We start from the raw sequence: 13,012 nt of genomic DNA, 5'->3' as shown, positions 1-13,012 counted from the left end.
TCCTCAGGCGTTGGTGGGGATATGGGCGGCGACCGCAGCGAGCGAAATATTGGTTTCGCGCATCAGGTCGGTCACCTGGCCGTCGATGATGTGCACGTTGCGTTGCGCGCGCGCCGCCAGTTCGGCATCGTGCGTCACCATCAGGATGGTGGTTCCCTGCGAGTTGATCTCCTCCAGCAGTTCCATCACGCCGCGGGCCATCTGCGAATCGAGGTTGCCGGTCGGTTCGTCCGCGAGCAGCAGCTTCGGCGAGCCGGCCAGGGCACGGGCGATGGCGACGCGTTGCTGCTGCCCGCCGGAAAGTTCGGCCGGGTAGTGCTTCTGGCGTGAGGCGAGACCGACGCGACCGAGCGCTTCTTCGATGCGGCGCTTGCGTTCGGCCGAATCGAAACCGCGATAGCGCAGGGGTACGTCGACGTTGTCGAACAGGTTCAGGTCGGGAATGAGGTTGAAGCCCTGGAAGATGAAACCGAGCTTCTCGTTGCGCAGGCGCGAGCGCGCGCTGTCGTCCATGCCCCTGACGTTGACGCCGTCGAGGAAATAGTCGCCGCCGGTGAAATCCTCCAGCAGGCCGGCGATGTTGAGGAAGGTGGTCTTGCCCGAGCCCGAGGGCCCCGTCACGGCGACGAACTCGCCTTCCTTCACGTGGATGTCGAAACCGCGCAGCGCGTGCGTCTCGATCATGTGCGTGCGGTAGACCTTGTTGAGCTGGTTCATCTTGAGCATGTCGCTTTCCTTCTTCCTCGGGGCGTGTTGACGCGGGAATTCGATGGTTATTCGTTGACGGATACGCGTTCGGCATCGTCGAAACTGTCGGTGCCGGCGATCACGACGCGGTCGCCCGGCTGCAGGCCAGACAGGATTTCCACGGCATTGACGCTGGTGGCGCCGAGCTGCACGGGACGGCGCACGGCGATGTCGCCGTCCATCACGTAGGCGAAGCGACCGCCTTCGTCTTCGACGAAGGGGCCACGCGGCAGCATCACGACGTTGGGCCTTTCCTCGATCAGGATGCGGGCGCTGACGCGCTGGTTCTGGCGCAGGCCAGCCGGCTGCTTGCCGTCGAAACGAACGCGCGCCAGCACCTGGTTGCGCACGACCTCCGGCGAGATCGCCGAGAGTTTGCCGACGGCCCGGATGGCGCCGATGCTCACTTCGGCCGAAAGGCCGAGGCCGAGATCGTCGGCGTAGCTTTCCGGGATTTCCAGTTCGACCTCGAGCTTGGACAGATCCACCACGGTCATCAGCGCGGCGTTGGCGGCGACGACGGCACGATCGGCGACGGACAAGGTGCCGACGACGCCGTCGACCGGCGCACGCACGCTGAGTTCGTCGACGCGGCGCTGCACATCGGCGACGGTCAAGCGCTGGCGTTCGAGCTGGCTGAGTCGGGTCTTGAGTTCGAGACCGACGTCGGCGATCTCCAGGCCGGAAGCTTGCGCAGCCTGCTTGCTGCGGATCTGCGCCGACTTGAGCGCGTCCTGCGCGCGCAGGTATTCGACTTCGGCGATGGCGCCGGCCTTGTAGCCGCGTTCGGTGCGCTGGAGGATACGCTCGGCGCCCAGGCGCGCCACTTCCGCCTCGTCGGCATCGCGTCGCGCGACGAGCTTCTGCTTTTCGGCGAGGATGCGTTGCCGCGCCACTTCCGCCTCGAGTTGCTCCAGGCTGGCTTTCTCGCGGGCAAGCTCGTTGCTGAGGTCTGGCGAGTCGAGGATGGCGAGCACGTCGCCCTTCTTGACGGCATCGCCCGCGTGGATCTTCAGCGTCACCGTACTGATGGCGGGGGCATAAAGGGTCGGGCTGACCGCTGCGACGACCCGGCCGTTGACGGCGGCGTCGCGCACCAGCGTGCCGCGACTGACCTCGGCGATGCGCAATCGCGAGGCGTCGACCGAACGTTCGCTCGACAACCAGCCCGACAGCAGGAACACGCTCAGCGCCAGCAGCGCGATCGCACCGAGCAGCCAGAACAGCTTCTTCCTGGCGGCGGCGCCGGCGGGCGCGGCGATGACTTGGTCCTGGGCGGAAGTGTCGCGGATCATCGGTCGGTCTCGATTGAGGCAGGGCTTCAAAAGCAGGAGCTGTGCCAACGAGCAACGAACTGATTCCAAAGGGTTTTATGTCGCACAGGAGTCTGTCCGGGCTGTCCGGCAGCTGTCCGCGCTAGCGGCGGCGGACACGCGCGGCGACCGCCGCGGAACGGCAGGCGCTAAAATCGCTCACCCCAAGAGAGGTAAGGCCATGTGCGGAATTGTCGGTGCGATCGCCCAGCGGGATGTGGTGCCTTTCCTGGTCGATGGCCTGAAGCGTCTGGAGTATCGCGGCTACGACTCCGCCGGTCTGGCCGTGCTTTCCGATGAACTCAAGCGCGTGCGACGCACCGGGCGCGTTTCCGAAATGGAGGGCGCCGCCCAGAGCGAAGGCCTGCATGGCGTGCTCGGGATCGGCCACACGCGCTGGGCCACGCACGGCGGCGTCACCGAAGGCAATGCGCACCCGCACATCAGCGATGGCGAACTCGCCATCGTGCACAACGGCATCATCGAGAATCACGAGGAGCAGCGCGATCGCCTGCGCGCCCTGGGTTATCCCTTCGAGTCGCAGACCGACACCGAAGTCATCGCGCACCTGATCCGCCACTACCTGAAGCAGGAAGGCGATCTGCTGCACGCCACGCAGAAGGCGGTGCGCGAGCTGGCCGGCGCCTATGCCATCGCCGTGGTCAGCAAGCGCGATCCGGATCGTTTCGTCGCGGCCCGAATGGGCTGCCCCCTGCTGGTCGGTTTGGGCGAGGGCGAGAACTTCGTCGCTTCCGACGTATCCGCCGTCGTATCGGCTACGCGCAAGGTGATTTTCCTCGAAGAGGGCGACGTCGCCGACATCACCCGCGAGCGCGTGCGCATCTACGATGCCGGCGGCGCCGAAGTGCAGCGCAAGCCGCATGTCTCGGACGTCTCGCTCGCTTCCCTGGAACTCGGGCCCTACAACCATTTCATGCAGAAGGAGATCCACGAGCAGCCGCGTGCGATCGCCGACACGATCGAGCCGGTGATCGCCGAGGGATTCTCCACGCGCTTGTTCGGGCCCGCCGCCGACGCCTTGATGCAGGGCGTCGAAGGCGTGCAGATCCTCGCCTGCGGCACCAGCTATTACGCCGGTCTGACCGCGCGCTACTGGATCGAGGCCATCGCCGGTCTGCCCTGCAGCGTCGAGATCGCCAGCGAGTACCGCTATCGCGCCGCCGTGGCGAATCCGAAGCACCTGATCGTGACGATTTCGCAGTCGGGCGAGACCCTGGACACGATGGAGGCGTTGAAGTACGCCAAGTCCCTGGGCCACGAGCGTACGCTGTCGATCTGCAACGTGCCGGAAAGCGCGATTCCACGCGCCAGCGCGATGATCTTCTACACGCGCGCCGGCGCCGAGATCGGCGTGGCCTCGACCAAGGCGTTCACGACGCAGCTGATCGCGCTGTTCGCCCTGACCGGTACCCTGGCGAAGCTGCGCGGGCGGCTGGACGAAGCCGGCGGGACCGAATTCCTGGAGGCGCTGCGCCATCTTCCCGGTAGCGTGCAGCATGCGCTCAACCTGGAGCCGCAGATAACCGGCTGGGCCGACCGCTTCACGCCGAAACAGCACGCGCTCTTCCTCGGTCGCGGCCTGCACTACCCGATCGCGCTCGAAGGCGCTTTGAAGCTGAAGGAAATCTCCTACATCCACGCCGAGGCCTATCCTGCCGGCGAGCTCAAGCATGGCCCCCTGGCCCTGGTGGATGCCGACATGCCGGTGGTGGTGATCGCGCCGAACGACGCCCTGCTGGAGAAAGTGAAGTCGAACATGCAGGAAGTGCGCGCGCGCGGCGGCGAGCTGTTCGTCTTCGCCGATGCCGACAGCCATTTCAGCGAATCCGAAGGCGTGCATGTCATCCGCACGCCGCGTCACGTCGGCTTGCTCAGCCCGGTCGTGCACGCGATCCCGGTGCAGTTGCTGGCCTACCACACGGCGCTCAAGCGCGGCACCGATGTCGACAAGCCGCGGAATCTCGCCAAGTCGGTGACGGTGGAGTGAGCATGCGCGTTTGCGTATACGCGGCGTCGAGTGCGCGGATCGCGCCCGAGTTCCACGACGCGGCGCATGCGCTGGGCCGGACCCTGGCCGCGGCCGGACACAGCATCGTCTACGGCGGTGGCTCGCAGGGCTTGATGGGCGCGGTCGCAGACGGCGCGCTCTCCTGCGGCGGCGAAGTGATCGGTATCCTGCCGAAGTTCATGGCCGATCTGGAATGGGGCCATACGGGCCTGACGCACCTCGATCTGGTCGAGGACATGCGCGAGCGCAAGCACAAGTTGCTGACCGGCTCCGATGCCGTCGTCGCCTTGCCTGGCGGTTGCGGCACGCTGGAAGAACTGTTCGAAGCGATCACGCTCAAGCGCCTCGGCATCTATTTCAATCCGATCCTGCTGCTCAATACGCGCGGCTACTACTCGCCGCTGCAGGTGTTCATGCAGCAGGTCATCGCCGAGCGCTTCATGAATCCCGAGCATGCGGCCATGTGGTCGCTCGTCGATCGCGTCGAGGACGTCCTGCCCACCATCGCCGCGACGCCGGCCTGGCGCGAAGACGCCCGCGACTACGCAGTGGTGCGTTAGCGCGGCGAACGCCGCCCGGCTTAGCGGGCGCTGCCCAATCGCCCCGCCATCGCCGGGGCGGCCCGCAACCGGGCAGGCGCCTGGGTTTGTTAAGTATTGCTGACCATGCAATATCCCCCTGCTTTTTGGCCCTAGCGCGAATGCATTAGGTAAGCATCGCTATTCAAGATGATGATAGTATCGCTTACATGTAAGCGATATTAAGCACTTCTCTTTCCGATCTGGATATCGTGTCAGTACGGCTTTCTTTGTTGCACTTGCGAAGGGGGAACACCAGCGATGAATACGATTTCCGTACGTATCAGGCGTCTCAGGACCCAGGCCGCCCTGACTCAATCGGAACTGGCCCGTCGCCTCGGCATCCAGCGCAGCGCTGTCACCCAGTGGGAACAGGATCAGGGCACGACGCCCAGCGTCAGCCACCTCGTCCAGATCGCACACGAAACCAATGCCTGCTTCGAATGGCTGGCCACCGGTCGTGGCCCGAGCCATCTGGAAGAAGACGCGCGCGTGGACGCGGCCATGCTGCAGGACTTCGCCCGCGACGATCTCGAAACACGTGTATTGATCGCCTTGCGCCGCGTGACCAAACGCAAGCGCGAAGCCGCCGTGCAAATGGTCGAACTCTTGTCGACCTGAGGCTCGGGCTCCGCGGCAAGGGACTGCCGCGGCGTTCGATGCGTTCGACGCGTCCTCGCGATCGGGCGTTACATTGTTGCTGCAATAGTATCCGCGCGAGCGAGTTCGCTAGGCTGCGTCCACGACGACGGAACCGCAGCGCATGAACGCCGACTCGCACTCGCAGCATTCCCACGCGCATTCGCACGACCACGGGCTGGGCCGCATCCGGCATGAGCGGCCCCTGCGTCGGGCCTTGTGGCTTACCGGCGGATTCCTCCTGGTCGAAGTCGCGATGGGTCTTTGGTCGAACAGCCTTGCGCTGTTGTCCGACGCCGGCCACATGGCCACCGACACGCTGGCCCTGGCGGTCGCCTTGTTCGCCGTTCGGCTGTCCCAGCGACCGCCGGACGCGCGCCGCACCTATGGTTATGCCCGACTCGAAGCGCTCGGCGCGTTGTTCAACGGCAGCCTGCTGTTCGTCGTCGCGCTCTGGGTGCTATGGGAGGCGATCGCGCGCTTCGCCGCACCGCCGCCGGTGCACAGCCTGAGCATGGCCATCGTGGCCGCATTGGGCCTGGCGGTGAACCTCTGGGCGATGCGCCTGTTGCGCGAAGGCAGCGAAGAAAGCCTGAACCTGCGCGGCGCCTATCTGGAGGTCTGGAGCGACATGCTCGGTTCGCTGGCCGTGCTGGTCGGCGCCGGATTGATGTGGTGGACGGGCTGGCGGCTGATCGATCCGGTACTGGCGGTATTGATCGGCCTATGGGTGCTGCCGCGCACGGCCTCGCTGCTGCGCGATGCGGTCAACATCCTGCTCGAAGGTACGCCGAAGGGCCTGGATATCGAAGCGGTGCGGGCCGCGCTGCGCGCCGCACCGGAGGTCGAGGACCTGCACGATCTGCATGTCTGGTCGTTGGCCAGTCATGCGCGGGCGCTGACGGCGCATGTCGTACTTCGCGAAAGCCTCGTCGGCGACGATGCGCTGCGCGAACGCCTGACCCATCGGCTCGCGCACGATTTCGACATCGGGCACGTCACTTTGCAGTTCGAATCCGCGCGTTGCGACGCACCAGCCTGCGAGCACGGTCACGCGCGCTAGGCGTTCAGTCGGCCGCGTGTTCTTCCTGGCGGTCGGGATCGTCGAAACCGAAATCGGGCTCCGGCATCGAAGCCTCCTCGCCTTCGCCCTGGCGCGTGGTCACGGGCGCGGCTGCGGGCATCGCCTTGCCTCGCCCTTTCGGCAGCAAGGCCACGGCGGCATCGGCGGCGACGACGAGTTCGTTGCGGCGCGCTTCCGGAATCTCCTGCCAATGACAGTCGAGCAGCGCGCCTTCCAGCGCGTAGAGCAGATTCAGGCTCGGCTTGAAGCCGGCGCGCTTGATGCGCACGTAGGCGGCCAGGGCGCCTACGCCCTGCAAGTCTTCCAGCGTGCGAATGCCGGTCTGGCGCAGCCAGGCCATGCTCTTGGGGCCGATGTTGCGCAGTTTCGCCGTCATGGCAGCGACTCCAGGAAGATGGCGGCGATGTTTTCCAGCCCGCGCTGATCGTCTTCGTCGAAGCGGTCCAGCTCGGGGCTGTCGAGGTCGAATACGCCGATCAGCGTATCGCCGCGGTAGAGCGGCACCACCAGTTCGGAACGCGACGCGGAATCGCAGGGGATATGACCCGGAAAAGCATCGACGTCGGCGACGCGTTGCGTGCGGCGCGTGCTTGCAGCGGTGCCGCAGACGCCCTTGTCGAGGGCGATGCGCACGCAAGCGGGCATGCCCTGGAAGGGGCCGACGACCAGTTCCCGGCCATCCCAGAAATAGAAGCCGACCCAATTGAGGGCGGGCAATGAATGGAAAACCAACGAAGCCAGGTTGGCCGCATTCGCGATGCGATCCCTCTCCCCGTGCAGCAACCCTCGCGCCTGGTCGGCGAGCTGGTCGTATTGTTCGGGCTTGCTGCCGCTAAGCGTGGCGGTCGTGAACATGGAAACCTCGCGGGGGGCGGCCAGTGTAGCAGCGACGCAGGCTGGTAAGCTGGCGCCATGAGCCTGTCTTCCGAACCCCGGCGCTCGCCGGACGGCTTCCTCGAACGAGGCGCGGCCGTTACCCGGCTGGAAGCCTTCGTCGATGCCGCGTTCGCCTTTGCGGTCACCTTGATGGTGATCTCGCTGGATGCCATCCCCGCCAGTATCCCGGCGATGATCGAAGCCCTGAAAGGCGTGCCGGCTTTCGCCGCCAGTTTCGCCCAGATCATGCTCTTCTGGTCCGCGCATGCGACCTGGAGCCGACGCTACGGCCTGGACGATGGCAAGAGCCAGCGTCTGAGCATGGTGCTGGTCTTCCTGGTGCTGGTGTACGTCTACCCGCTGAAGATCCTGTTCGGGAATTTCTTCGCCTGGGTTACCGGGGGCTGGTTGCCGGCGGCGGCCGACCTGCAGACCTTGAACGACTTGCGCGGCATGTTCGTCATCTATGGCGTCGCGTTCGCCACGATGTCCTGGTGCGTGGCGTCGTTGTATCGGCACGCCTTGCGTAACGCGGAACGGTTGCGGCTCTCGCCCGACGAGAACGCCTGGACCCGCGCCGAGATCGTGCGTTGGCACTACACGATCGCCATCGCACTGCTTTCGATCGGTCTGGCTTTCGCCCTGCCGGCGCGCATCCCGCCCTGGATGCTCGGTTTGCCCGGCATGGTGTACGGCTTGCTGGGTTTCACCGGCCTGATGATGGTGCGCGCCCATCGCAAGTACCTGGCGGCGACTCCGGGGCGGCCATGAGCCGAGCGTTGTTCGTCACCGGCATAGACACCGGCGTTGGCAAGACCGTCGTTGCGGCGGCGATGCTGCAGGCGTTTCGTCGTCAGGGCCTGCGCGCGATCGGCATGAAGCCGGTCGCCAGCGGATGCACGCCCACTGCGCAGGGCTGGCGCAACGACGATGCCCTGATGCTGCAGCAGGCCAGCGATCCGAGGCCTGACTATGCCTTGGTCAATCCTTATGCCTTGCCGGAGGCGACGGCACCGCAGATCGCGGCCGATCATGCCGGCGTGCGCATCGAGCTGGCGCCGATGGTAGCGGCGTTCGCCGGGCTGGCCGCGCAAGCAGACGTCGTTCTGGTCGAAGGCGTCGGCGGCTGGCTCGCGCCACTGAGCGACGCGCTCGACCAATCCGATCTGGCGCGCGCGTTGGGCATCGACGAAATCGTGCTCGTCGTCGGCCTGCGCCTGGGATGCATCAACCATGCGCGACTCAGCGAGCGGGCCATCCTCGCCGACGGTTTCCGCCTGGGCGGATGGATATGCAATTCGCCCGATGACCGGCTTGAGCACGCCGATGCGTATTTCAGCAAACTGGAGCAGGCCATGGATTCTCCATGCCTCGGCCGACTGGGCTTCGCGCAGCATCCGACGCCCGAGTCAATGGGTGTCCTGTTGCACACAGCGTTCTGATCGCAGGACTTCCGGCAGGGTCCGGTCTCGTCTCGCGATTGTTAAACTAAGCAGTCTATTATTGTGGATTCAATGACGCTTCGCGTCGGGGTATTGCATGCGTCGTAATCTTCTCGCCCTTTCCCTGTTCGCACTGGCCTTGACGGCCTGCGGAGACAAGTCGGCGCCGGCGGCCGGTGGACCGCCCGGAGGGCAGATGCCGCCCTTGCCGGTGGAGACGGCCAGGGCGCAACTGTTGCCGCTCAATACCGGCTTCGAAACGGTGGGCAGCCTGCGTGCGGACGAGTCGGTGGTGGTGCGTCCGGAAGTCGCCGGCAAGATCGTCAAGATCGGTTTTGCCGAAGGCGGTCGCGTGAGCAAGGGGCAGTTGTTGTTCGCGCTGGACGCCAGCACGGTGCAGGCCAGCGTCAACGAGGCGCGCGTCAATCTCGAAACCAGTCGCGTGGCCTTCAAGCGCGCCAGTGAGCTGGTTGGTCGCAAGCTGGTATCGCAGTCCGACTTCGACCTGACCCGCGCCAAGCTGGCCGTGGACGAAGCGCGATTGGCGTCCGCGCGCACCATGCTCGCCAAGATGGAATTGCGTGCGCCGTTCGCCGGCCAGGTCGGCTTGCGGCAGGTCAGCGAGGGCGATTTCGTCAACGCCGGTCAGGACCTGCTGACGCTGGTGAATCTCGATCCGGTCGAAGTGGATTTCAGCGTGCCGGAAACGATGCTGGCGCAACTGCAGAGCGGTCGCGAGATCAGCATCGCCGTCGATTCCTATCCGGGCGAATCCTTCAAGGGTGCGGTGGTCGCCATCGATCCGGTGATCGATCCGAACAGCCGCAGCGCGAAGATGCGCGCGCAACTGCCGAACCCCGACTATCGCCTGCGCCCCGGCCAGTTCGCGCGGCTGAGCCTGGCCACCGGCGATGCCGATGCCAAGGCGCTGATGATTCCCGAGCAAGCGTTGATGCAAGAGGGCGAGCAGCGCTACGTCTATACCGTCGTCGGCGGCAAGGCGAAGAAATCCGTCATCAAGACCGGCCGCCGCATCCCGGGCCAGGTCGAAGTCACCGAAGGCCTGAAGGACGGCGACGAAGTCATCACCGCCGGCCAGACCAAGCCGATGATGTTCGATGGCGCCGGCGTGGCGCCCCAGGGCGCGCAGGTCGAGAAGCCGGCGGCGGCGCCGGCGAAACCGCAGGGCGGCTGATCCATGGTCCTATCCGACATCTCGATCCGCAGGCCCGTCCTCGCGATCGTCATCAATGCGGTCATCGTGCTGATCGGCATCATCGCGTATACGCGCCTGCCGATTCGCCTGATCCCGAACGTCGATGTACCGGTGGTGACGGTGAACACGTCGTATCCGGGCGCCAGCGCGCAGGTGATCGAATCGCAGGTCACGCAGCCGATCGAGGACGCGTTGAGCGGCGTCGAAGGCATCGAATACATGCAATCGGTGTCGCGCGAGCAGTCCAGCCAGGTGACGATCCGTTTCCGCCTGAACCGCGACCCCGACGGCGCCGCGTCCGACGTGCGCGACCGCGTCGCGCAGGCGCGGCAGTACCTGCCGGAAGAGGTCAACGAGCCGATCATCCAGAAGCAGGAAGCCGACCAGCAACCGATCATCTATCTCGCGTTCTCGTCCGATCGCCATTCCCAGGTCGAGATCGCCGATTACGCCGAAACCCTGGTCAAGGATCGCGTGCAGACGATCCCGGGCGTGGCGCAGGCGCAGGTGTTCTCGAGCACCTATGCGATGCGTATTTGGCTCAGCCCCCAGCGTCTTGCGGGCTTCGGCCTGACGCCGGCCGATGTCGAGAACGCCCTGCGCAAGCAGAACGTCGAAATACCGGCCGGTCGCGTCGAAGGCAACCAGCGCGAATTCACCGTGCTGTCCGAGACCGACCTGAAGACACCGGCGCAATTCGGCGCAGTCATCGTCAGCGACGTGAACGGCACGCTCGTGCGCCTGCGCGACGTCGCCAAGGTCGAACTCGGCCAGCAGGAAGAACGCTTCCGGGCGCGTTACAACGGCAAGAACGCCGTGCCCCTGGGCATCGTCAAGCAGGCCGTCGCCAATCCGCTGGATATTTCCCATGCCTTGGAGACGATGCTGCCGCAGATCACGGCGGTGCTTCCCGAAGGCATGAAGGTCGAGATCGCCTACGACTCGACCATCTTCATCAGCAAATCCATCGACGAGGTCTACTGGACCGTCGGCGAAGCGGTGATCCTGGTGGTGCTGGTGATCTTCCTGTTCCTGCGCAGCGGGCGCGCCACCCTCGTTCCGCTGGTCACGATCCCCGTGTCCCTGATCGGTGCCTTCGGCCTGATGTACGCCTTTGGCTTCACCATCAACACGCTGACCCTGCTGGCCTTCGTGCTGGCGATCGGCCTGGTCGTGGACGACGCGATCGTGATGCTGGAGAACATCGTGCGCCATGTCGAGGAGGGCATGAAGCCTTTCGAAGCGGCGCTCAAGGGCAGCAAGGAGATCGGTTTCGCCATCGTCGCGATGACGCTGACGCTGGCGGCGGTATACGTGCCGCTGGCGTTCTCGACCGGCCGCACCGGCAAGCTTTTCGTCGAGTTCGCGCTGACCTTGGCCGGTGCCGTCGTGGTGTCCGGATTCACCGCGCTGACGCTGTCGCCGATGATGTGTTCGCGTTTGCTGAGCGAAGACAAGGGACACGGCCGGTTCTACCAGGCGGGCGAGCGCGTGCTGAAGCGCCTCGATGAGGGCTATCGCAGCTTGCTTGGAACGGCTTTGCGTTGGCGGGTCGCCGTCATCGGGTTCGCCCTGGCCGTGCTGGCCGGCGCAGCCGGTCTGTTCCTGCTCCTGCCGCGCGAGATCGCACCGCAGGAAGACCAGGGATTCATCATCGCGATGGGCATCGCGCCGCAGGGTTCGACGGTCGAGTACACCGACAAGTACGCGCGCCAGATCGAAGGCATGCTGAAGGGATTGCCGGACCAGCAACGCGTGTTCCAGATCGTCGGCTTCCCCGACGTGACGATGACGATCGGTTTCACGATGCTGAAGGACTGGGAGGAGCGCAACGAGTCCGCCAAGCAGATCTCCGATGCGCTGGGCGGGCAGATGTTCTTCGCCGTGCCAGGCGTCATGGCGTTTACGCAGACGCCGCCGCCGCTGGGTTCGGACGATTTCCTCGGCCAACCGGTCAGCTTCGTCGTGCAGAGCACCGGCACCTGGGAAGAGCTGGGCCAGACGGTGAACCAGCTGATGGCGAAGATGCGCGAGAACCCGAAGCTGATCAATCCGGACACGGACCTCAAGCTCGACAAGCCGCAGCTCAAGCTCGACGTCGATCGCGACAAGGTCGCCGCGATCGGCAGCGACGTGGCCACGGTCGGCCATACGCTCGAAACCCTGCTGGGTGGACGCAACGTGACCCGCTTCAAGCGCGGTTCGGAACAATACGACGTGATCGTGCAGGTCGAGGACGTCAATCGCCGAACGCCGGGCGATCTGTCGAACATCTTCGTGCGCGCCGGCGATGGCCAGATGGTGCAGTTGTCGAACCTGGTGCAATCGCACGAGACCGTCGCCGCGAAGGAGCTCAACCACTTCAACAAGCTGCGTTCTGCCACGGTCAGCGCGGGCCTGGCGCCGGGTTATTCGATGGGCGAAGCGCTGACCTGGATGGAGACCGCGCTGCGCGAGGTGGCGCCGGGTTCGCCCTACGACCTGTCCGGCCAGAGTCGCGAGTTCCGCGAATCGTCGAGCGAGTTCGTGCTCATCTTCGGCCTCGCCCTGTTCTTCATCTACCTCGTACTGGCCGCGCAGTTCGAGAGCTGGATCGACCCGCTCGTCATCCTGCTCGGTTCGGTGCCGTTGGCTTTCTTCGGCGCACTGCTGTTCCTGAAGCTGATGGGGGGCAGTATCAACGTGTACACGCAGATCGGCTTGGTGACCCTGGTGGGATTGATCTCCAAGCACGGCATCCTGATCGTGGAGTTCGCCAACCAGTTGCAGGAACAGGGACGCAGCAAGCTGGACGCCGTGCTGGAAGCGGCGGCCCTGCGCCTGCGCCCGATCCTGATGACGACCGGCGCGATGGTGTTGGGTTCGATTCCCTTGGCTATCGCCGGCGGTGCCGGCGCCGAGGCGCGCAACCAGCTCGGTTACGTCATCGTCGGCGGCATGGCGATAGGCACGGTGTTCACGTTGTTCGTCGTACCGGTGGTGTATCTGCTGCTGGCGCGCGATCACTCGAAGCATCATCGCGAAGCCGAGCCGGCTTCAGCCTGAGTCCGATGCGGAGCGGTATCGAGAAAACGGCGCCTTCCGGCGC

At 65.2% G+C, this 13,012-nt stretch carries 12 protein-coding genes; 8 read left to right on the top strand and 4 right to left on the bottom strand.

Annotated elements, in window-relative coordinates; genetic code table 11:
• Positions 1 to 3: 3 nt before the first annotated feature.
• Positions 4 to 726 (bottom strand): ABC transporter ATP-binding protein, encoded by a 723-nt coding sequence (locus QM707_RS12725; RefSeq protein ID WP_415002255.1) that lies wholly within the window; start codon positions 724 to 726, stop codon positions 4 to 6.
• Positions 727 to 773: 47 nt separating this feature from the next.
• A complete protein-coding gene (locus tag QM707_RS12720) occupies positions 774 to 2,042 on the bottom strand; it encodes an efflux RND transporter periplasmic adaptor subunit (RefSeq protein ID WP_415002254.1) in 1,269 nt (422 codons plus the stop codon).
• Between the two features lie 199 nt (positions 2,043 to 2,241).
• On the opposite strand from QM707_RS12720, the gene glmS reads away from it, so the two are divergent.
• The 4 genes from glmS to QM707_RS12700 all read left to right on the top strand — a co-directional run bounded on the left by glmS (position 2,242) and on the right by QM707_RS12700 (position 6,369).
• Positions 2,242 to 4,068 carry a glutamine--fructose-6-phosphate transaminase (isomerizing) gene (glmS, locus tag QM707_RS12715; protein WP_415002253.1) on the top strand — a complete coding sequence of 609 codons (1,827 nt, stop codon included), beginning with the start codon at positions 2,242 to 2,244 and terminating at the stop codon, positions 4,066 to 4,068.
• A gap of 2 nt (positions 4,069 to 4,070) precedes the next feature.
• Entirely contained in the window at positions 4,071 to 4,649 is a 579-nt protein-coding gene (locus QM707_RS12710) for a TIGR00730 family Rossman fold protein (RefSeq protein ID WP_415002252.1), read from the top strand.
• 279 nt (positions 4,650 to 4,928) lie between these two features.
• Positions 4,929 to 5,288, top strand: a complete 360-nt coding sequence (locus QM707_RS12705; protein ID WP_415002251.1) for a helix-turn-helix domain-containing protein — start codon at positions 4,929 to 4,931, stop codon at positions 5,286 to 5,288.
• Positions 5,289 to 5,430: 142 nt separating this feature from the next.
• On the top strand, positions 5,431 to 6,369 hold the full coding sequence (locus QM707_RS12700; RefSeq protein ID WP_415002250.1) for a cation diffusion facilitator family transporter: 939 nt from the start codon (positions 5,431 to 5,433) through the stop codon (positions 6,367 to 6,369).
• A gap of 4 nt (positions 6,370 to 6,373) precedes the next feature.
• On the opposite strand, the gene QM707_RS12695 is transcribed toward QM707_RS12700, so the two are convergent.
• Complete coding sequence (locus QM707_RS12695; RefSeq protein ID WP_415002249.1) at positions 6,374 to 6,766, bottom strand: TfoX/Sxy family protein; 393 nt, start codon at positions 6,764 to 6,766, stop codon at positions 6,374 to 6,376.
• Positions 6,763 to 7,245, bottom strand: coding sequence for a GAF domain-containing protein (locus QM707_RS12690; protein WP_415002248.1), 483 nt, complete (start codon positions 7,243 to 7,245; stop codon positions 6,763 to 6,765). The genes QM707_RS12695 and QM707_RS12690 overlap by 4 nt, the downstream gene beginning before the upstream one ends.
• A 57-nt stretch (positions 7,246 to 7,302) precedes the next feature.
• On the opposite strand from QM707_RS12690, the gene QM707_RS12685 reads away from it, so the two are divergent.
• The 4 genes from QM707_RS12685 (at position 7,303) to QM707_RS12670 (ending at position 12,969) form a co-directional block, all read left to right on the top strand.
• The gene (locus QM707_RS12685; RefSeq protein WP_415002247.1) at positions 7,303 to 8,037 is read left to right on the top strand and encodes a TMEM175 family protein; all 735 of its coding nucleotides are present in this window, start codon (positions 7,303 to 7,305) and stop codon (positions 8,035 to 8,037) included.
• Positions 8,034 to 8,708 (top strand): dethiobiotin synthase, encoded by a 675-nt coding sequence (gene bioD / locus QM707_RS12680; protein ID WP_415002246.1) that lies wholly within the window; start codon positions 8,034 to 8,036, stop codon positions 8,706 to 8,708. The genes QM707_RS12685 and bioD overlap by 4 nt, the downstream gene beginning before the upstream one ends.
• Positions 8,709 to 8,805: 97 nt before the next feature.
• Positions 8,806 to 9,903: an efflux RND transporter periplasmic adaptor subunit gene (locus QM707_RS12675; RefSeq protein ID WP_415002245.1), complete on the top strand. Its 1,098-nt coding sequence runs from the start codon at positions 8,806 to 8,808 to the stop codon at positions 9,901 to 9,903.
• Between the two features lie 3 nt (positions 9,904 to 9,906).
• The gene (locus tag QM707_RS12670; RefSeq protein WP_415002244.1) at positions 9,907 to 12,969 is read left to right on the top strand and encodes an efflux RND transporter permease subunit; all 3,063 of its coding nucleotides are present in this window, start codon (positions 9,907 to 9,909) and stop codon (positions 12,967 to 12,969) included.
• Positions 12,970 to 13,012 lie beyond the last annotated feature (43 nt).

Origin of the sequence: Arenimonas sp. (genome assembly GCF_047602345.1) — a bacterium.
Classification (GTDB): Bacteria; Pseudomonadota; Gammaproteobacteria; order Xanthomonadales; family Xanthomonadaceae; genus Arenimonas.
This window is presented reverse-complemented; position numbering and strand designations above follow the sequence as displayed.

Excerpts from the sequence above, each read along its gene's own strand:
- QM707_RS12685 (WP_415002247.1), top strand. The coding sequence starts at position 7,303 with ATGAGCCTGTCTTCCGAACCCCGGCGCTCGCCGGACGGCTTCCTCGAA.
- QM707_RS12720 (WP_415002254.1), bottom strand. The coding sequence starts at position 2,042 with ATGATCCGCGACACTTCCGCCCAGGACCAAGTCATCGCCGCGCCCGCC.
- QM707_RS12690 (WP_415002248.1), bottom strand. The coding sequence starts at position 7,245 with ATGTTCACGACCGCCACGCTTAGCGGCAGCAAGCCCGAACAATACGAC.
- QM707_RS12670 (WP_415002244.1), top strand. The coding sequence starts at position 9,907 with ATGGTCCTATCCGACATCTCGATCCGCAGGCCCGTCCTCGCGATCGTC.
- QM707_RS12675 (WP_415002245.1), top strand. The coding sequence starts at position 8,806 with ATGCGTCGTAATCTTCTCGCCCTTTCCCTGTTCGCACTGGCCTTGACG.
- QM707_RS12695 (WP_415002249.1), bottom strand. The coding sequence starts at position 6,766 with ATGACGGCGAAACTGCGCAACATCGGCCCCAAGAGCATGGCCTGGCTG.
- QM707_RS12700 (WP_415002250.1), top strand. The coding sequence starts at position 5,431 with ATGAACGCCGACTCGCACTCGCAGCATTCCCACGCGCATTCGCACGAC.
- QM707_RS12725 (WP_415002255.1), bottom strand. The coding sequence starts at position 726 with ATGCTCAAGATGAACCAGCTCAACAAGGTCTACCGCACGCACATGATC.
- QM707_RS12710 (WP_415002252.1), top strand. The coding sequence starts at position 4,071 with ATGCGCGTTTGCGTATACGCGGCGTCGAGTGCGCGGATCGCGCCCGAG.
- glmS (WP_415002253.1), top strand. The coding sequence starts at position 2,242 with ATGTGCGGAATTGTCGGTGCGATCGCCCAGCGGGATGTGGTGCCTTTC.
- bioD (WP_415002246.1), top strand. The coding sequence starts at position 8,034 with ATGAGCCGAGCGTTGTTCGTCACCGGCATAGACACCGGCGTTGGCAAG.
- QM707_RS12705 (WP_415002251.1), top strand. The coding sequence starts at position 4,929 with ATGAATACGATTTCCGTACGTATCAGGCGTCTCAGGACCCAGGCCGCC.